The 17,448-nt window shown below is 72.6% G+C and carries 16 protein-coding genes; 9 read left to right on the forward strand and 7 right to left on the reverse strand.

Features of this window, described 5'->3' with window-relative positions; translation table 11 throughout:
- The first annotated feature begins 44 nt into the window (after window positions 1-44).
- Genes AB0H12_RS32485 through AB0H12_RS32500 form a run of 4 tightly spaced genes read left to right on the forward strand, consistent with a single transcriptional unit; the run spans window position 45 to window position 3,651 of the window.
- Window positions 45-944 carry a class I SAM-dependent methyltransferase gene (locus tag AB0H12_RS32485; RefSeq protein WP_499628210.1) on the forward strand — a complete coding sequence of 300 codons (900 nt, stop codon included), beginning with the start codon at window positions 45-47 and terminating at the stop codon, window positions 942-944.
- Complete coding sequence (locus AB0H12_RS32490; protein ID WP_499628253.1) at window positions 944-1,582, forward strand: NHL repeat-containing protein; 639 nt, start codon at window positions 944-946, stop codon at window positions 1,580-1,582. Before AB0H12_RS32485 ends, AB0H12_RS32490 begins: the two co-directional genes overlap by 1 nt.
- Window positions 1,566-2,876, forward strand: coding sequence for an ABC1 kinase family protein (locus tag AB0H12_RS32495; protein ID WP_499628211.1), 1,311 nt, complete (start codon window positions 1,566-1,568; stop codon window positions 2,874-2,876). Before AB0H12_RS32490 ends, AB0H12_RS32495 begins: the two co-directional genes overlap by 17 nt.
- 55 nt (window positions 2,877-2,931) lie before the next feature.
- The gene (locus AB0H12_RS32500) at window positions 2,932-3,651 is read left to right on the forward strand and encodes a winged helix-turn-helix transcriptional regulator (RefSeq protein WP_499628212.1); all 720 of its coding nucleotides are present in this window, start codon (window positions 2,932-2,934) and stop codon (window positions 3,649-3,651) included.
- On the opposite strand, the gene AB0H12_RS32505 is transcribed toward AB0H12_RS32500, so the two are convergent.
- The 5 genes from AB0H12_RS32505 to AB0H12_RS32525 are packed head-to-tail and all read right to left on the reverse strand — an operon-like array spanning window position 3,626 to window position 9,404.
- Complete coding sequence (locus AB0H12_RS32505; protein WP_499628213.1) at window positions 3,626-4,267, reverse strand: NHL repeat-containing protein; 642 nt, start codon at window positions 4,265-4,267, stop codon at window positions 3,626-3,628. The two genes, AB0H12_RS32500 and AB0H12_RS32505, sit on opposite strands and share 26 nt — an antisense overlap.
- The gene (locus tag AB0H12_RS32510; RefSeq protein WP_499628214.1) at window positions 4,264-5,976 is read right to left on the reverse strand and encodes an ABC transporter substrate-binding protein; all 1,713 of its coding nucleotides are present in this window, start codon (window positions 5,974-5,976) and stop codon (window positions 4,264-4,266) included. The genes AB0H12_RS32505 and AB0H12_RS32510 overlap by 4 nt, the downstream gene beginning before the upstream one ends.
- Window positions 5,977-5,992: 16 nt before the next feature.
- Complete coding sequence (locus tag AB0H12_RS32515; protein WP_499628215.1) at window positions 5,993-7,285, reverse strand: aminotransferase class V-fold PLP-dependent enzyme; 1,293 nt, start codon at window positions 7,283-7,285, stop codon at window positions 5,993-5,995.
- 53 nt (window positions 7,286-7,338) lie between these two features.
- A complete protein-coding gene (locus AB0H12_RS32520) occupies window positions 7,339-8,055 on the reverse strand; it encodes a DUF899 family protein (protein WP_499628216.1) in 717 nt (238 codons plus the stop codon).
- Window positions 8,052-9,404 (reverse strand): DUF885 domain-containing protein, encoded by a 1,353-nt coding sequence (locus AB0H12_RS32525; RefSeq protein ID WP_499628217.1) that lies wholly within the window; start codon window positions 9,402-9,404, stop codon window positions 8,052-8,054. Before AB0H12_RS32525 ends, AB0H12_RS32520 begins: the two co-directional genes overlap by 4 nt.
- Before the next feature lie 177 nt (window positions 9,405-9,581).
- Here AB0H12_RS32525 and AB0H12_RS32530 point away from each other — a divergent pair, with 177 nt between their 5' ends.
- Genes AB0H12_RS32530 through AB0H12_RS32550 form a run of 5 tightly spaced genes read left to right on the forward strand, consistent with a single transcriptional unit; the run spans window position 9,582 to window position 14,578 of the window.
- Window positions 9,582-10,298: a crotonobetainyl-CoA--carnitine CoA-transferase gene (locus tag AB0H12_RS32530; protein WP_499628218.1), complete on the forward strand. Its 717-nt coding sequence runs from the start codon at window positions 9,582-9,584 to the stop codon at window positions 10,296-10,298.
- Entirely contained in the window at window positions 10,295-11,557 is a 1,263-nt protein-coding gene (locus tag AB0H12_RS32535) for an aminotransferase class V-fold PLP-dependent enzyme (RefSeq protein ID WP_499628219.1), read from the forward strand. The genes AB0H12_RS32530 and AB0H12_RS32535 overlap by 4 nt, the downstream gene beginning before the upstream one ends.
- A 23-nt stretch (window positions 11,558-11,580) precedes the next feature.
- Window positions 11,581-12,444: a class I SAM-dependent methyltransferase gene (locus AB0H12_RS32540; RefSeq protein ID WP_499628220.1), complete on the forward strand. Its 864-nt coding sequence runs from the start codon at window positions 11,581-11,583 to the stop codon at window positions 12,442-12,444.
- A gap of 8 nt (window positions 12,445-12,452) precedes the next feature.
- Window positions 12,453-13,607, forward strand: coding sequence for a trans-sulfuration enzyme family protein (locus AB0H12_RS32545; RefSeq protein WP_499628221.1), 1,155 nt, complete (start codon window positions 12,453-12,455; stop codon window positions 13,605-13,607).
- Complete coding sequence (locus tag AB0H12_RS32550; protein WP_499628222.1) at window positions 13,604-14,578, forward strand: homocysteine S-methyltransferase family protein; 975 nt, start codon at window positions 13,604-13,606, stop codon at window positions 14,576-14,578. Before AB0H12_RS32545 ends, AB0H12_RS32550 begins: the two co-directional genes overlap by 4 nt.
- On the opposite strand, the gene AB0H12_RS32555 is transcribed toward AB0H12_RS32550, so the two are convergent.
- On the reverse strand, window positions 14,483-15,850 hold the full coding sequence (locus AB0H12_RS32555; protein WP_499628223.1) for a metallopeptidase TldD-related protein: 1,368 nt from the start codon (window positions 15,848-15,850) through the stop codon (window positions 14,483-14,485). The two genes, AB0H12_RS32550 and AB0H12_RS32555, sit on opposite strands and share 96 nt — an antisense overlap.
- Window positions 15,844-17,310: a TldD/PmbA family protein gene (locus AB0H12_RS32560; protein WP_499628224.1), complete on the reverse strand. Its 1,467-nt coding sequence runs from the start codon at window positions 17,308-17,310 to the stop codon at window positions 15,844-15,846. Before AB0H12_RS32560 ends, AB0H12_RS32555 begins: the two co-directional genes overlap by 7 nt.
- Window positions 17,311-17,448: the final 138 nt, after the last annotated feature.

The raw sequence follows: 17,448 nt of genomic DNA on the forward strand, positions 1-17,448 counted from the left end.
CTCCGGACGGTCGTCCGGAGAACGCCTCTCGGAGGAAGGCGCCCATGGACCAACGGCTCCTAGTCATGCACCAGGTGATGCTCGCGGACCGTCCACGGCTGAGCGCCTACGACCGGGCACTGGCGTCGGTGATCACGGCAGGTGACGTGGTCGCCGACGTCGGCGCGGGCACGCTGGTGCTGTCGATGCTGGCCCTGCGCCACGGGGCCGGTCACGTCTACGCCGTGGAGGCCGACCCGGCGATGGCCGCGGTGGCCGAGCGGATCATCGCGGACAACGACCTCCACGACCGGGTGACCCTGGTCCAGGGGGACGCACGGGTGGCCAGGCTGCCGCGCCGCGCCGACGTGATCGTCTCCGAGATGATGGGCAACCTCGGCCCCGAGGAGCAGATGGTCGAGATCCTGGACGCGGTGGCCAGGCGCAACCTGCGTCCGGGCGGCGCCGTCGTGCCGCGTCGCCTCAGGACCGAGCTGGTCGCCATCGAGTTCGACGGCGAAGGCTGGGGCACCTGGGGCGACGTCGTGCCCGGCTACCGCTTCGACGCGGTGCAGGAGTTCGTCGAACCGCACGCGCAGCTGCACTTCTTCCAGCGCGAGCCGCGGTTCCTCAGCGCGCCCGTCGGGCTCTGCGACGACGTGATCGGGCAGGGCTCGACGGGCCGACCCCGGCGGGAGGTCCGCCTGCCGGTGCACCGGGAAGGCTGTCTCCAGGCCGTCATGGGGTACTTCACCGCCGAGCTGGCCGACGGCGAGTCGTTGTCGAACTACCCTTCCTACCCCGGTTGCAACTGGGCGGTCTGGGTGTGGCCGCTGCGGCACACGCAGGTGCGGGCGGGCGACGAGCTCCACGTGGGCGTGGTGCCGCCGAGCGGGCGGGGGCGGGCGCGCGACGCCACGGCCTGGCGCCTGGACTGCCGCATCGCCCGGGCGGTGAGGCGGTGATGCCGTTCGCGGCGGGCACCGTCCGCGACATCCCAATCCGCGGCTTGAAGCTGTGCGGCTTGACGTGGACCGGCGAGTTCCTGATGTTCTCCGAAGCGGTGTCCAACCGCATCATGGCGCTGGACCCGTACAGCGGCGAGGTGGAGCGCGACATCCCGTGCCCCGAGGTGCGCACCGACCTGACCACCGTCGGCGGCAACCTCGTGCAGGTCGTGGGCGACCGGCGGGCGCTGCGCGTGATGGACCCCGAGTCGGGCGACGAGCTCGGTGAGATCTCCAACCCGAGGCCGGGCAACGTGCTGTGCGGGCTGGAGGCCACTCGTCACGGCATCTGGCTGGGGTACGAGGACCTGCGCCGCATCGACCTGCGCGGCTACGAGGACATGGAGCTGGTGGACAGCTTCGCCGTCTCCGGGAGGCCGGCCGGCGTCACCGTGTCGGACAACTACCTGGCCTACGCCGACCACGCCGCGTCGACCATCACGATGGTGGACATCGACGAACGTCGCGAGGTGGCCTCGTTCTCGGTCGCGGGCAACCCGACCGGGATCACCTGGGACGGCACCCGGATCTGGTACTGCGACTACACGACCCTGCAGCTGCGCGCCATCGAGGTGCCGGGTGTCGACAAGGGCTGAGCACGACGGGGACGCGCCTCCAGGGGCGCTCGCGCTCGCGTCGCGGTTGGGCGAGGTCCTCCTCGTCGTCGCGGCGACGCTGGCCCCGCTCCTCGTCACGGTTCCGCTCGTGGCGCTGGCGCAAGGAAGTCGGGCGGCCCGGCGGCACGTGTGGTCGAGGCTGACCACCCTGCTGATGAGGCTGGGCCCCGCGTTCGTCAAGGCCGGGCAGGTGCTGGGCACCCGGCGCGACGTGCTCCCACCCGGGATGTGCGACGAGTTGGCGACGTTGCAGGACGCGGTCGCGCCGATGTCCGCGCGGCAGGCCCGGGAGGCGTTGGCCGAGGTCTACGGGGACGAGCTCGAGACCCTCTTCGCCGAGGTGGACTACTCGTCGGTCGCGAGCGGCAGCATCGCGGGCGTCCACCGCGCGCGGCTGGCGTCCGGTCCCGAGGTGGCCTTGAAGCTGCGCCGGCCCGGCGTCGACCGGGTGATGAGGCTGGACCTGGGCCTGATGCGCCGGGGCGCCGTGCTGGTGGCCCGGCTGCCGCCGTTGCGCGGTGTCCCGGTGGTGGAGGTCGTCGACGCCATGTGCGCCGCGGTGCTCGGCCAGTTGGACTTCGAACGCGAGGCGGCCGGCCTGGCCCGCCTGCGCGTGGAACTGGCCGTGGTGCCACGGGTCTGGGTGCCTCGGGTGGTGCCGGAGGCGTGCCGACCGCGGTGCATCGCGATGGAGTTCATCCCCGACCTGGACGTCGACGCGGCGTCGAGGTGCTCGCCCGCGGCCCGCCGGAAGTTCGCCGAGTCCGGGCTCACCGCCATCTACGAGATGTTGTTCGTGAACGGGTACGTCCACTGCGACCTGCACCCCGGCAACCTGTACTTCACCGAGTCCGCGCAGGTGGTGGTGCTCGACGCGGGGTTCAGCGTGCAGCTGACCGAGCGGCTGCGCCTGCTGTTCGCCGACTTCTTCCTCAACATGGCCGTCGGTGACGGCGACAAGTGCGCGGCGATCGTCGTGGAGAGCGCCGCCGAGGTGCGCGCGGACGCGGACCTGACCGGTTTCCTCGACCGGATGGCCGACCTGGTCCGGCGCAGCCACAAGCTGCCGGCCCGCGAGTTCAGCCTCATGGCGTTCGCCACGGAGATGTTCGACCTCCAGCGCGGGCACGGCATCCACGCGGCCCCGGAGCTGATCTTCCCGTTGCTCTCGTTGCTGGTCATCGAGGGGACGATCCGCGACCTCGACCCGGAGGTCGACTTCCAGGAACTCGCCCGTCCCGTGCTGATGAAAGGTCGGTTCAGCTCGCGCTGACACCGGTGGCCGAGGCCGTCCCTTCCGTGGCATCGCTGCGGTTTACAGTAGTGAGATGGCAGGCAAGCGGACGTACAACCAGTACTGCGGGCTGGCGTCGGCGCTCGACGTCGTCGGGGAGCGGTGGACGCTGCTGATCGTGCGCGAGCTGTTGATGGGTCCGCGGCGCTACGTCGACCTGCTGGCCGACCTGCCCGCCCTGGGCACCAACCTCCTCGCCGAGCGGTTGAGGTTCCTGGTGGAGCGGGGCGTCGTGGAGCAGGTAGACCTGCACGGCACCGGATCACGGCTGGCGTACCGGTTGACCCCGGTGGGGCAGCAGTTGCGGCCGCTGGTGGCCGGGCTGGCCCGGTGGGGGATGGGTTTCGTGGGGGAGAAGTCCGAATCGGACACCGTGCGCCCGCACTGGGGGTTCCTCGCCGTGGAGGCCATGCTGCGGCCGGAGAGGGCCACCGGGATCGACGAGTGCTACGAGTTCCGGGTGGACGACCACGTCTACCACGTCGAGGTGCGCGACCGCGTGCCACGCGCGGTGAAGGGCCCGGCGGTCGAGCCCGCGATGGTGGCGACGACGGACGCGGCGACGTTCGTGCAGATCGGTTCCGGCCGGCTGACCCCGCTGGCCGCGATGGTGACCGGGCGGCTGTCCCTGGTCGGCGAGCCCGACGCCGTGCTGCGGTGCTGCGACCTGCTGGGGCTGGAAGCCGGGGCGCCGTCCGCGCCGGCCTCTGATGGCCGTCGAGGATCGGTCAGCGCAGCACGTCGTCGAGCCTGATCGCCTTGAGCCGGCCGGCCCGGAAGTCGCAGTACCACAGGCTGTAGCCGTCCCACGCCATCCCCGTCGGCGCGCCCTCGACCCTGGCCGTGCCCGTGATCAGTCCGGTCCGGGTGTCCACGGCCCGCACCAGGCCGGCTTCGAAGTCCCCGTACACCACCGTGCGGTTGACCGCGGTCAGACCGGACGGCGAGCCCTCGACCGGGATCTCCCGCCGCACGGTCATGGTCTCGAAGTCCCGCAACTGCACCACCGCCGGTTCGCGCAGGCACATCCACACGCCTTCCGCGGACGCCTCCGTGCCGCACAGCCTGCCGCTGGGCGGGTCGACGGGCTTCGTGCCGAGGACCTCACCCGTCCGCGGGTCGACCAGCACGATCCGCTTGGGTCGCCCGCCGACCTGCCACAGCACGCCGTCGTGGTGGGTGAGGTCGGCACGGACGCGATCGCACTCCAGGTCCCGCACGACCTCGCCGAAGCCGGGGTGGATGGCCCAGATCCTCCCGGCGTCCTGGTCCGAGTGCCACAGCAGGCCGTCGAACCAGGTGAGCCCGCACAGGTAGCTCCCGGGCGTCGGCAGCGAGCGCACCACCGGGATGGTCGTCGGCGCGGTCACGGCGTCGGCTCCAGCCACAGGTTGGACAGGTCGAACCACCGGTCGATCGTCGGCATCGGGACGGCGTTGCGGACCCGGCTGCCCTTGAGGTGGGGGATGGTCGGCGCGTGCTCCAGGATCGGCACGATGGCCGCGTCCCCCATGACCAGCTCGTCCACCCGGTGCCAGATCCCGTGCGCCCGGTCCTCGTCGACGGTGGCGAGCGCCTCCTCGATCAGCTCGTCCACCTCGGGGTTGCTGTAGCACCCGTAGTTGCTGGTGCCCCTGGCCCGGTTGGTCTGGAACATCGGTTGGAGGAACGCCCGGCCGTTGTTGCCGAACCAGTCGGGCGTCCACGACGGGGACGTCAGGTCCCACGTCCCGGCCTCGGCGTTGGCCGGGTCCTGGAGGTAGGCGTAGTAGTCGGCGTGCCCCATCGGCAGCAGCTCGACGGTGATCCCCGCCCGTTCCAGGTCTGCCGCGCAGGACTTGGCCACCTCCGGGTTGGCGTCCACGTCGCGGTGCAGGAACGTCAGGGTCAACCCGTCCGGGTACCCGGCCTGGGTCAGCAGGGCACGGCACCGCTCGGGATCGCCCCGGTCGCCCGGCGTCGGGTACAGGTCGAACGGCTCGTACCCGACGTTGCCCGGCGGGATCGCCGAGCGGGCGGGCCGCATCACCGTGCCCGCCGCCAGCTGGTCGTAGATGTCGAGCACGGCCACCTTGTCGAAGGCCCACGAGAGCGCCCGGCGCACCTCCGGCCTGGCCAGCGCCCCGCCGTTGTTCGGGCTCACCGTGTTGAACACCAGGTAGGGGTTGAGCGCGTAGCCGAGGTCGTTGCCGGGGTCGGTGGGGTTGGCCTCGTACGGCTCGGTGACGGGCGAGGCCCACGACAGGTCCGCCGCACCCGAGGTGATCACCCGGCCCACCCGCACCGGATCGGCGTGCTCCATGACCACCTCGACGGCGTCGACGTGCTGGTTGCGCACGTCGTCGGTGGCCTTGTCCCACACGGGGTTGCGCTCCAGCCGCAGGCTCCTGCCGTGGTCGTAGTGGACGACCCGGTAGGGGCCGTCGGAGCGGACGCCGCGCCGGAACCGGTCGCTGTCGGGGACGAGCGCGTCGTACTCCACCGGTGCGGCGGAGGCGAACGGCACCGCCAGGATGTGGACGAAGTCGGCGGCCGGGCGGATCAGCTCGAAGACCAGCGTCCAGTCGTCGAGCACCCGGATGCCGCTGATCTCGTGGCTGTTCTGGAAGGCCGCGAGCTCGGCGGCGGTCGCGTCGGCGTGCGGCACGGCCTCCCCGTACGCCGCGGCGAACTCGGCCAGGCCGCGGATGGTGCTGGTGAAGTAGCGGATCGCGCCCGCGCCGCACACCGGGTTGCACATCCGCTTGAAGCCGCGGACGAAGTCGTGCGCCGTGACCTCGCGCGGCGGCGCGGTGTCCCACAGCACGCCGCGGCGCAGGCGGACGGTGTACGTCAGGTGGTTCACGCTCAGCCCGGCGTTGTACGTCGTCGGCACCTCGACCGCGACGTCCGGCACCGGGGTGATCGCGCGCCAGTCCCTCAGGTCCTTGACGGCGGGGTAGGTGAACAGCTGCCGGGCGAACAGCCGGGTGATCTGGTGGCCGAGCGCGTAGTAGGCCGACGCCGGGTCCAGGTGGTCCATGCTCCCGGGGCCGTAGAGCCGGAGTGTTCCCCCGCGTCGCGGTTCGCTGTCGCTCATGCTGGTGACCTCCGGGTCAGGACATCTCGTCCGCGAGTCGGGCCATCACCTTGAGCGCCCGATCGATCTCGTCGTGGTCGTTGAACAGGTGCGTGCAGACCCGGGCCGCGTAGTGCATGTGCGGCGAGCCGGGCACCTCGAACTCGACCCACCTGATCCAGATCCGGTGCTCGGCTTCCAGCCGGTCGACGAACGCCATGACCTTGTTGATGTTCCAGGCGTCCTCGGGGGCCCGGAACGGCTTGAAGGCGACTACGGGCGAGTGCAGCCGGGTGTCGTGCAGCGGGGAGTACAGGGCGGACTCGCCGAACAGCTCCACGACCCGCCGCTTGGCGTGCCACCCCAGCTCCAGGGCACGCTCCTCGATGCGCCGCCTGCCGATCCGGTTCCACAGCTCGCACGCCTTGGCCAGCGCGGCGGCGCGGCCGATGCTCGCGCTGCCCGCGCTCTGGAGGTAGTCGCCCATGTTGCAGGTCTCGACCGACGTCGTGGTGCGCTTGGGCATGTCGCCCACGAGCGGGTACCACGTGGAGATCACCGGCCAGAACCGGGGCAGCGGCAGCGGGTTGTGCTCGGGGAAGACCTTGTTCCGCACGTAGAGCAGGCCGGTCCCGAGCGGACCGCACTGGAACTTCGAGCCCGAGCCGGCCATGAAGTCCAGGCCGAGCTCGCGCAGGTTCGCCTCCACCATGCCCGGGAGCAGCGCCGCGTCGGCGATGGTGATGACGCCGTGCCGCTGGGCGAGGTCGCACAGCGCGCGGATCGGCATCCGGGTGCCGGTGTACAGCGTGGTCGCCGCGAAGGCCATCACCTTCGTGCGCGGGGTGAGTGCCGCCTCGAACGCGTCGATGACCTGCTCGGTGGTGACGTCCGGGCCGGACGGCAGGGTGACCAGGTCGACCCGCACCCCGAAGCGGTTGTGCGCGAGGTTGAAGTTCGACAGCACGGAGAAGCACTCGTGGGACGTGGTCAGCACCGCGTCGTCCGGGCCGAGGTCGAGGCCGGCGACGATCCGCGAGATGCCCTCGGTGGCGTTGTGGCAGATGACCAGCTCGTCCTGGTCCACGCCGAAGTCCCGGGCGATCTGCGCCCGGTGCTCGGGGTAGAGGCTGGGCGGGTAGATGTTGGCCAGGCTGCCCGCCCACTCCCTGGTGACCCGGACGTAGGTCTCGACGACGTCGTGCGGCATCGCGCCGACCGTGCCGGTGTTCAGGTGCGTGGTCGTGGGATCGAGCGCGAAGAGGTCGCGGATCGTCTCCCACGACGCGGTGGCGAGGCTGGTGGTGTCGAAGTCGATGGTCGCGGCCACGGTTCGTCCCCCTTCGTACGACCGCCCGGATGCCGGTGGGAACCCTCGGAACGTCAGGCGGGTGTGGTCGCCCGGGCGCCCCCGCCCTCGGGGACGTAGTCGTTGTCCGCGTACCAGTCGCCGCGCCCGCCCGGGAGCAGGTCGAGCACGTTCCACACCGGGTTCAGCAGGTCGAGGCCGCGCTCGGCGCCGTCGAAGTGGTTGGCGGGCTGCGAGTAGAGGTGCCGCACGGCATCGCCCTCGGCGCGCAGCACGCTCGCCATCGGCCGCTGGCTCCCGTCGCGGCGCTCGGCGTTCAGGTCGGCGTTGAAGGTGGTGCCGTGGCTGGACAGGATGCGCAGCCCGTCCCAGCCCCGCCGGTCGGCCCAGGCCCGGAGCTTGTCCAGTGGAGCCTTGGCGATCACGACGAACGCCGTGTGCCGGGCCAGGTGCACGGCGACACCGCGCAGGGCGTCCACCCACATCGAGCACATCGGGCACGCCTCGTCGTGGTCCGGGTGGAACATCAGGTGGTAGACGAACAGGGTGTCGTGCTCGCCGAACAGCTCGCGCAGCGGCGTCCGGACCGGACCGTCGAGCCCGTCCTCGGCCAGCTCGTAGTCGCGGAGCACCGGGCCGGGCGGCAGGGCCCGACGTGCCGCGGCGACCGCCTCCACGTGGTCCCGCAGCGCTCGTTCCGCCCTGGCGAGCTGAGCGCGGGCGGCCTGGTGCTCGGGGCTCGCGCCCTCCGGCCAGATCGGCAGGACGGGTTGACCGTTGGTGCCGCTCATCGTGCCCCTTCCGTGTCCGCGACCGGTCCATCCACAGTGGACTGCGCGAGGTCGGTCCCGAGCACGGGCTGCCGGGCGCCGTGCACAAAGGGTTGCCCATCGGCGGTGCGCGGCACAACCACCGAGCCTTGCCCGATGGGGTGATTCGACGTCATCGGGTCCCGCAGGTCGTCGGGCAGCACGGTGGCGCGCAGCAGGTGGTGGAACCGCTCCGCCGCGGTCATCGTGCCGTCGTGCGCGTCGAGCCACGTCGAGACCAGGCGCCTGCCCTCGACGTAGGTCACGGTGTAAGCCCGCCAGAGGGGATCGGTCAGGAAGTCCACCATGTGCCTCGCCCGCTGCTCGGGGAGCAGCAGCCACCGCGTCAAGTAGGCCACGACGTCCTCGGTGGACGCGCCGCGGTCGTGCAGCAGGATCGCGGCGTCCTGGCGAACGCCCATCAACTTCCACCAGGAGCGCATCACCGCCTCCACCCGCTCGCCGTCGACCCGCACGCCGTGCCCGGCCAGGATCTCCGAGGTCCAAGCGCCCCAGCCGTCACCGACGGACGCCGCGAGCGCCAGCTCGGCCATGCCCTCCGCCACGAGGCACCGCGGCGTGTTGACCACGACGAGGGTGTGCTCGCCCTCGCCGCGCCGCCGCACCAGCCCGGCCTCCTTGAGGCAGTGCTCGGTGTGGTGGCCCGGGTAGGACTCGTGCGTGGCCAGCAGGGGCAGCGCGGCGAGGTCGCGGCCCGCCCGGGAGTCGAGCATGACCAGCGAGCGGTAGTCGCCGAGGTAGCGGTTGAAGGCGCGCCACGGCTTGTCGTGCACCACCTCGTAGCGGACGTGCTCGCCATCCGGCAGGCCGTGCCGTTCCCGCACGAGCGGGCGCAACGCGTCGGACACCGACTGCACCGCGAGTCGGAGGTGGTCGGGGCCGACGGTGTTGGCCTCGTGGAACCGCTCCAGCCGGGTCCGCAGGTCACCGTCGCCGGGGAGCAGGGCGCGGATCTCGTCGTGCGCCTCGGCGTAGCGGTCCTGCTCGCCCACCTCGACCTCGACCCGGAAGCAGGTGCGGACCTCGTCGAGGAACGGCACCGGACGGCCGGACAGCCGCAGGGCGGAGCACCTCATCGCGGCGAGGTGCGCGTCCAGGAAACGCTTGCGCCGGGGGGACAGGGAGCTGTCCGCCACGCGGACCACGACGTCGGCGGCCTGCCGGGCGAGTTCCCCCGGCGTCGGCAGCGGTTCGTCGCGCACCTGCCGCGACAGCGCGGGATCGCCGAACCAGCAGTCGACGAAGCCCTCGACCAGCCGGCCGAGGAGCAGGCCGATTCGCAGGTACTCGCGCACCTCCGGTTCGTACATCGCGGCCTCCCGGTTCGGCACCCGCCCGTCAACGTAACGGGAGATCGAGGGGGCGGCACGCGGAAGCGGCCTGGGCTCGCCGCCGCCTCGTCCACTCGATCAGGTGGCTTTAGGAACATATAGCCGCTGTTACAGTCGAAGCGGATCGGCGACCAGTCCGTCGGGGAGGTTGGCCTGTTGTTCGAGTCGCTAGTGGACCGGATGCGCCCCGAGGTGCTGAACGTCCGACTGGACGAGGGTTTCTGCCGTGAGGTCGCCGATGTCTACGACCGTGCGCCGACGTGGGCGCTGGACTCGGACCTCGCCCACAGCTACCGGGTGCTCCAGCGGGTGAGCGCGTGGCAGTTCGCGTTAGTCCTGGAGCACGGCATCCGCGTCGAGCCCTGGCGCGGAGCCGGGCTCCCGTACCGCGAGTCCGCCGAACTGCGCGGGTCGGTCCGCGAGACGCGGGTGCTCAAGCTCCACCTGACCGAGGACGCGCACGGCTCCGTTCCCGGCCCGGAGGACCACCCGATGCGGGAGCCCGCGGGTGTCGAGGTCGACGGCGTGCGGTTGTGCCACAACGACGTGTTCCGGGTGGTGCACGACGTCTTCGGGCACGTGGCGTTCGACCAGGGCTTCGGCCCGCGCGGTGAGTTCACGGCCACCTACCTGCACTCGCGGATGTACCCGGTGTCCGCGCGAGCGGCGCTGTTCACGGAGCAGATCGGACAGGTCTGCTGGTTCTTCTTCGGACCGCACCTCAGGGATGCCGGCGGTGTGCTCCCCTCACCCGGCGACCGGGGTTACGTGCCCGCCCGGGACCGGCCGTACCCCGAGCAGAAGGTGTTCGCGTTCGACCGGTGCTACCTGGACCGGTTCGACGCGCTGTTCGCCACCGAGGAGTCGCGATGAGCCAGGTCCACCCGGGAGCGCTGCCCACGACCGTGCGGGACGACTTCCCGCTGCTGTGCGACGTGGACGCGCCGGTCTACCTCGACAACGCCGCCACGACCCAGAAACCCCAGGCGGTGATCGACGCCGTCGTGGACTACTACCGCACCGCGAACAGCAACGTCGGCCGCGGCTACCACCGGCTCGCGATGAGGGCGACCGACCGCTACGAGGGCGCGCGGACGTCGGTCGCCCGCTTCCTCGGCGCGCGGCGCGCGGACGAGGTGGTCTTCACGGCCAACACCACCGACTCCACCAACCTCGTCGCGGACGTCGTCGGCAGGCGCGTCGTCGGCCGCGGCGACCAGGTGGTGGTCAGCGGGATGGAGCACAACAGCAACCTGCTGCCGTGGCGGCGGCTGTGCGAGCAGGTCGGCGCGGAGCTGGTGGTGGCGCCCACCGGCGCGGACGGGCGGGTCGACCTGTCGGCCTTCACCGCGGTGCTGGGACCGAGGGTGCGCATCGTCGCCGTGGCGCACGTGTCCAACGTGCTGGGCACGGTCAACCCGGTGCGGGAGATGACTGCGGCGGCGCACGACCACGGCGCGCTCGTGGTCGTGGACGGCGCGCAGGCGGTGGCGCACCTGCCGGTGGACGTGTGGGACCTGGACGTGGACTTCTACTGCTTCTCCGGGCACAAGGTGTACGGACCGATGGGCATCGGCGTGCTGTACGGCAAGCGGGACCTGCTCGCGGACCTGCCGCCGTACCGGGTCGGCGGTGGCACGGTCAAGGGCGTCAGCCACACCGAGCCGGTGCGCTACGTCCCCACCCCGGCGCGGTTCGAGGCGGGCACGCCGAACGTGGCGGGCGCGGTCGGCTTGGCGGCCGGGCTGGACTACCTGCTCGGTCTCGGCGTGCCCGCGGTCCGCGAGCACGACGAGAGCCTGGTCGAGGCCGTGCTGGGCGCCGTCGCGGACCTCGACGACGTCGTGGTCGTGGGCGACCCGGGCGCCATGCCGTGCGGCATCGTGTCGCTGTCCGTGCGGGGGATCCACCCCTACGACGTCGGCAGCCACCTGGACGCCCACGGCATCGCCGTGCGCTGCGGGGTGCACTGCGCCAGCACGTTCCTCGACAGCCTCGGCCTGGTGGGGACCGTGAGGCTGTCCTTCGCGGTATACAACACGCTCGCGGAAGTCGAGTACCTGTGGTCGGTGCTGAAGACCGCACGGCCCGGACCGTGGACCGCCGACCACCCCACCGAGCGCTTCCTCTGACCGCACCGACCCCAGGGGGTTCCATGAGCGCCACAGAGCTCGACCACGTCCGTTTCAAGGAGGGCCAGCGCCTCCACTGGGATGCCATCAGCGTCGGGTGGCTGTCCGTGGCCGACACGTTCGAGCGCGGCGCCCGGGTGGTGACCGCACGCCTGCTGGAGCTGGGCGGGGTGGGGCCGGGAAGTTCCGTCCTCGACGTCGGAACGGGTGTGGGAGAGCCCGCGCTCACCGCCGCCGCCGCTGTCGGCCCGAGTGGCCGAGTGGTCGGCGTCGACCTCTCACCCGCCATGATCGACCTGGCCCGGCGCCGGGGCGACGGGCTGGGCAACGTGGAGTTCCTGGTCGGGGACGTCGAGTCGCTGGACCTGCCCCGCGGCGGTTTCGACGTGGTGCTCGGCCGGTGGAGCCTGATGTTCCCACCCGACCCGGTGCGGGCGTTCCGCTCGCTGGCCGAGGTGCTCAAGCCCGGCGGGGTGCTCGCCGCGTCGACCTGGGGCCCGCCCGAGACCGCCCCGATGCTCTCGCTCGGCTTCCGCGTGCTCGCGAGGTGGTTGGACCTGCCCGCGCCGCGGCCCGGGCCCGGTCCGTTCAGCATGTCGGACCCCGAGGTGGTGTCGCGGCACCTGAGCGCGGCGGGCTTCACCGATGTGTCGGTGACCGCGGTGGAGGTCCCGTTCGACCTGGACTCGGCCGAGTCCTACGCCCGGTTCACCGAGGCCGTCACACCCCTGGAGCTCCGCGAGGCGGCTCGCGGCTTGCTGGGCGCCGACACGTCCGCGCTGTGGGCCGACGTCGCCGCCTCGGTCGCCGAGCACCGCCGTCCGGACGGCTCGATCTCGTTGCCCAGCACCGCTCTGTGCCTGCGTGCGACGGCTTCGCTCGGATGAGCGGCCCGATGCGATTCGACACGAAGCTGGTCCACGAGGGCCAGCGGACGCGGTCCGGCTACGGCGACGTGATCCCGCCCATCCACGTCGCGGTGACCTTCGACCCGTCCGCCCAAGACCCGGCGCGGTACTACTACGCGCGGGGGGAGAGCCCGACCCGGGAAGACCTGGAGACGTGCCTGGCGGCGTTGGAGGACGTGCGGTTCGCACTGGCCTTCTCCTCCGGCCAGGCGGCCGGGGCGGCCGTGCTGTCCCTGCTGGAGCCGGGCGCCCGGGTGATCGCGTCGGACGACGTCTACGGGGGAACCTACGGGTTGTTCGAGCTGTGCCGCCGCCGCGGGGTGGACGTCCGGCAGGTCGAGCTGTCCGATGTGGACGAAGCGGCTGCGGCGCTGTCCGGTGGCGTGGACCTGGTCTGGGTGGAGACCCCGACCAACCCGCTGATGAAGGTCGCGGACATCGGCGCGATCAGCGCGGCGGCCCACCGTGCCGGCGCGATCGTCGTGGTCGACAACACCTTCGCCAGTCCGGCGCTGCAACAGCCGCTCGCCGCGGGTGCGGACGTGAGCCTGCACAGCACCACGAAGTTCATCGCCGGCCACTCCGACGTGCTCGGTGGCGCGCTGGTGCTCGACGACCCGACGCTGCACGGACGGCTGCTCGAACACCGCACGGTCGTCGGCGGCGTGCCCGGTGCGTTCGACTGCTACCTGGTGCACCGGGGCCTGAAAACGCTGTCGCTGCGCGTCGCGCGGCAGGTGGCCAACGCGCGGGCGGCGGTCGAGGTGTTGACCGCGTCGCCGCTGGTCGCCGCCGTGCACTACCCCGGGCTGCCCCACCACCCGCAGTTCGAGCTGGCCGCGCGGCAGATGTCGGCGCCCGGCTCGATGGTCAGCTTCGAGTACCTCGGCGACGTGGACGAACTGCTGCGCCGCACGGAGCTGTTCGCGGCGGCGGTGAGCCTGGGCGGGGTGCGGTCGCTCATCGAGTGCCCCGCCTCGATGAGCCACCGGCCGGTCCCGCGCGAGGTCCGGGCGCGGGCCGGGATCGCGGACAACCTGGTGCGGCTGTCGTTCGGCATCGAGGACCCGGCCGACCTGGTGGAGGACCTGTGCGCCGCGATGGCGGCGGCCGAGTACGCGGAGAGGAGCGCGACGCGATGACCGCGACGGTACTGCTGGACGGCGGGCTGGCGACGGAGCTGGAACGCGCCGGGTTGCCGGTGCGCCACCCGTGGTGGACGACCAGGGCGTTGCTGACCGACGCCAACCGGACGGTGCTGCGCGAAGTGCACGAGCAGTACCTGCGGGCCGGCGCCCAGGTGATCACCGCGGCGACGATGCGCTGCAACGAGCGGGCGTTGCGCGCCAACGGGTTGCACGCGGCGGGCCTGGGGTGGATGGTGCACGCCGCGGTCGGCGTGGCGCAGGCCGCACGCCGCTCGGCGGAGGCGCCGGACGCGCTGATCGGGGCGTCGATGGCGCCGGTCGAGGACTGCTACCGCCCCGACCTGGTGCCACCGGACGACGACCTGCGCCGCGAGCACCTCTGGTTGGCCACGGAGCTGGCGCGGGCCCGGGTGGACCTCGTGCTCGTCGAAACGATGAACACCCTGCGCGAGGCGCGGATCGCCCTGGAAGCGGTGCGGTCGGTGGGCGCCCGTGCCTGGGTGAGCTTCGTGTGCGCGGACGGCGCCACGCTGCTCTCGGGGGAGGACCTGGGTCGAGCGGCGCGCGTGGTCGACGAGGAAGGCGCGGAAGCCGTGCTGGTCAACTGCACGCCGTTCACCGGGACCGAGCGCTGCCTGGAAGTGCTGCGGGACAACTGCGCCGGTGCGATCGGCGTCTACCCGAACCTGGAGCAGCGCACCGGCGCGCAGGCCGACGGCCTGCTGCCCACGGCTGTGGACCCCTCGGAGTTCGCGACCGCGATGGTCCGGTGGCGGGCCGACTACCGCGTGGACGTTCTGGGTGGTTGCTGCGGCAGCACGCCGGCCCACATCGAGGCGCTGCGCACGGCGATCGAGGAGTGCCCGTCCTCACCGCGCGCCGGCCGCGGACGACAGCGCGAAGTCCTCGACCCGCAAGGCGGGCATGGCGGTCCGGAACTCCCGGTCGCCCCACTCCCTGGGTAGCGCGGGCTCCGTGCGGCCGACCTCGGCGACGCGGGCCAGCAGGTCGACCGGGCTCTCGTCGAACCTGAAGTCGGGCGCCGTGCCCACCACCTCGCCGCCCTTCACCACGTGGACGCCGTCCCGCGTCACGCCGGTGAGCAGCAGCCGGGACGGATCGACCTCCCTCAGGTACCACAGCGAGGTCACCAGCAGCCCGTGGTCGGTGCTCGACACCAGGTCGTCGAGCGTGCGACCGGTGGGACGGCCGGACAGCACCAGGTTCCCGATCCGCGGGGTGAACGGCAGGCCGGCCGTCCGCGCCGAGTGCCGGGTGCTGACCAGGTTGGCCAGCGAACCATCGCTGATCCACTCGGTGGGCCGCAGCGGCGTGCCGTTGTCGAAGCAGGACGACCCCGGCCCCGGCGTGCGCACGACGGTGAAGGGCAGGCAGCCGAGACCGGGTGCGGCGGGATCGCCGGCCAGGGTCAGGTGCGCCTCGGTGAGCCGCTCGCCGAGGCGGGTGCCGCCGTCCGGTCCGCTGAAGACCGTGCCGCCGGTCAGCGCCTCCTCGAGGTCGGCGGCGCGGTGGAGGTGGATCATGAGGTCGGCGACGCAGGACGGCGCCAGGATGACGTCGTAGCGCCCGGGGGACAGGTCGACGCGGTGGCGCGAGGGGGCCGGCCGGGCGGCCAGGCCGGCGTAGCTCGCGAGCAGGTCCGCCTCCGCCGGGTCGGCCAGGTCCGCACCCACCCAGCCCGAGGCGGTGCGGTCGGCGCTGTGCGCGGTCAGGTCGAGCACGCCGCCCGGCTGCGCGTGGTGCAGCCGCAGCCCGGAGGACGACGCGAGGTACGTCGTGCGCACCTGGTGCTCGGCGTAGCCGGACGAGGACTCCCCGCGGGACCGCGCCCGGTCGAAGACCTCCGCCAGCTGCGCCACGACCCCGGCCAAGGCCGCGGTGGACGTCCTGGTCGGGGGCTGCGACCACTGCCGTTCCGCGGCGGGTGGCAGGGGGTGCTCGTCCGGTGCGGGCGCGGCCCGGCGCGCGATGGCCCCGGCCTCCTGCACCGCCGCGCGCACCGCGCCCTCGTCCAACGCGCCTTCGCGCGAGACGACACCGATCCCCGCCCCTGGCGCCGACTCGATCACGGTGAGGGTCCGGCTGTGCACGACGCCGTTGCCGGTCACCGCGTTGTCCGCCCACCGCAGGTGCGCGGTCGAGGTCTCGTCGACGATCGCGATCCGGTCACCGGGCCCGGTCAGCGCCGACTCGGCGATCTCCTGGGGTGTCAGCACGAGTCCGCCGTGTTCCGCACGCGCACGCCCTGGAACACCGCGGTCGGGCAGCCGTGGCTCACGGCAGCCGCCTGCACCGGCTGGCCCTTCCCGCAGAGGTCGGCGCCGAACACCTGGTAGGTCCCCTCGCCGCCGACCGCTGACAACGCGCCCCAGAACGCCCTGGTGTCCGACTGGTAGGCGACGCCGCTCAGCTGGCCGGCCAGCTCGCCGCGGTGGACGCGGTGCGCCCGCTGCGCGGTGAACTGGAAGTTGCCCCGCCTCGCGTCGATAGACCAGCTGTCGGACCCGACGAGGTAGATGCCCTCGTCGACGGCCGAGATCAGCTCCTCGGTGGTCGGACCACCGGGAACGGGCGCGAGCGAGACGTTCGGCATCCGCGTGATCGCCGGCCGCAACGCCGACTCGGCGAACGCGCACCCCACCGAGCGCGTCGCACCGGCCGCGCGCGCCGTGCGGCGGTCGTACTGCGAGCCGACCAGCACGCCCTCGCGCACGAGGTCCCAGGACTGCGCGGCCACGCCCTGGTCGTCGTAGCCGACGGTGGCGAGCCCGTGCGGCGTGGTCCGGTCGGCGGTCACCGTCATCAGCGACGTCCCGTAGCGCAGCTCGCCCACGTCGCCTGGGCGCACGAAGCTGGTGCCCGCGTAGGAGGCCTCGTGCCCGAGCACGCGGTCCAGCTCCGTGGCGTGCCCGACCGACTCGTGGATCGTGAGCCACAGCTGCGACGGGTCGACGACCAGGTCGTACGCGCCCGGCGGCACCGGCCGCGCGTGCTGCTTCTCGCGCAGCAGAACCGGCATGGCGGCCAGCTCGGCGTCCCAGTCCCACCCCTCGCCGAGCAGGTACTCCCACCCGCGCCCGGTGGGCGGCCCGACGGAGCGCAACGCCGCGGACCCGCCGGCCACCACCACCTGCGGGTGCACGCGCACGCGCCGCTGCGCGGTCGTCGTGCCCGCGAGGTCGGCGTAGAACTTGTCCTCCTGCACGGCGACGACCTTGGCGCGCACGTGCGCGACCCCCGGGGCCGCGAGCAGCCTTGCGCTCCAGCCCGCCAGCAGGTCGGCGCGCTCGGCCTCGGACACGGAGAACGGGTTCACGCGGAACCCCGACGACCAGGCGCCGTCGTGAACGGGCTCGGGCACGGGTTCGTCCTCCCGACCGAGGACCGAGCAGGACTTCGCCGCGTCGACCGCCTGCCGGGCGGTGTCGTGCGCGGACCGGGTCGTCAGATCGCCCGAAGCGGCGAACCCCCAGGCGCCGCCGCGCCACACCTGCACCGACAGGCCGGTGACCGCGGAGTCGTGCGCGGACCGGACGGAGCCGTCGGCCAGGACCAGTTGCCCGGTCCGCACGCACTCGAGCCGGAACGACGCGTGCCGGGCGCCGAGCTGGCGGGCGCCGTCCAACGCGGCCTCGGCGAGCAGGCGGGCGGTGTCCGCGCGGAGTGGTCCGGCCATGTCGCCGAAGCTAGGGCAAGACCGGGCGGAGGCGAACTCCTTGACCCGAAAGGATGAAGTAGTGCGGCGCCCGTGGACCTGGCGCGCTGCATGGTGGCGGCCGCCGAGGAGGCTCGGCGGCCGCGTCGTGCACCTGCT

Source organism: Actinosynnema sp. NPDC023794, assembly GCF_040639675.1.
Lineage (GTDB): Bacteria > Actinomycetota > Actinomycetes > Mycobacteriales > Pseudonocardiaceae > Actinosynnema > Actinosynnema luteola.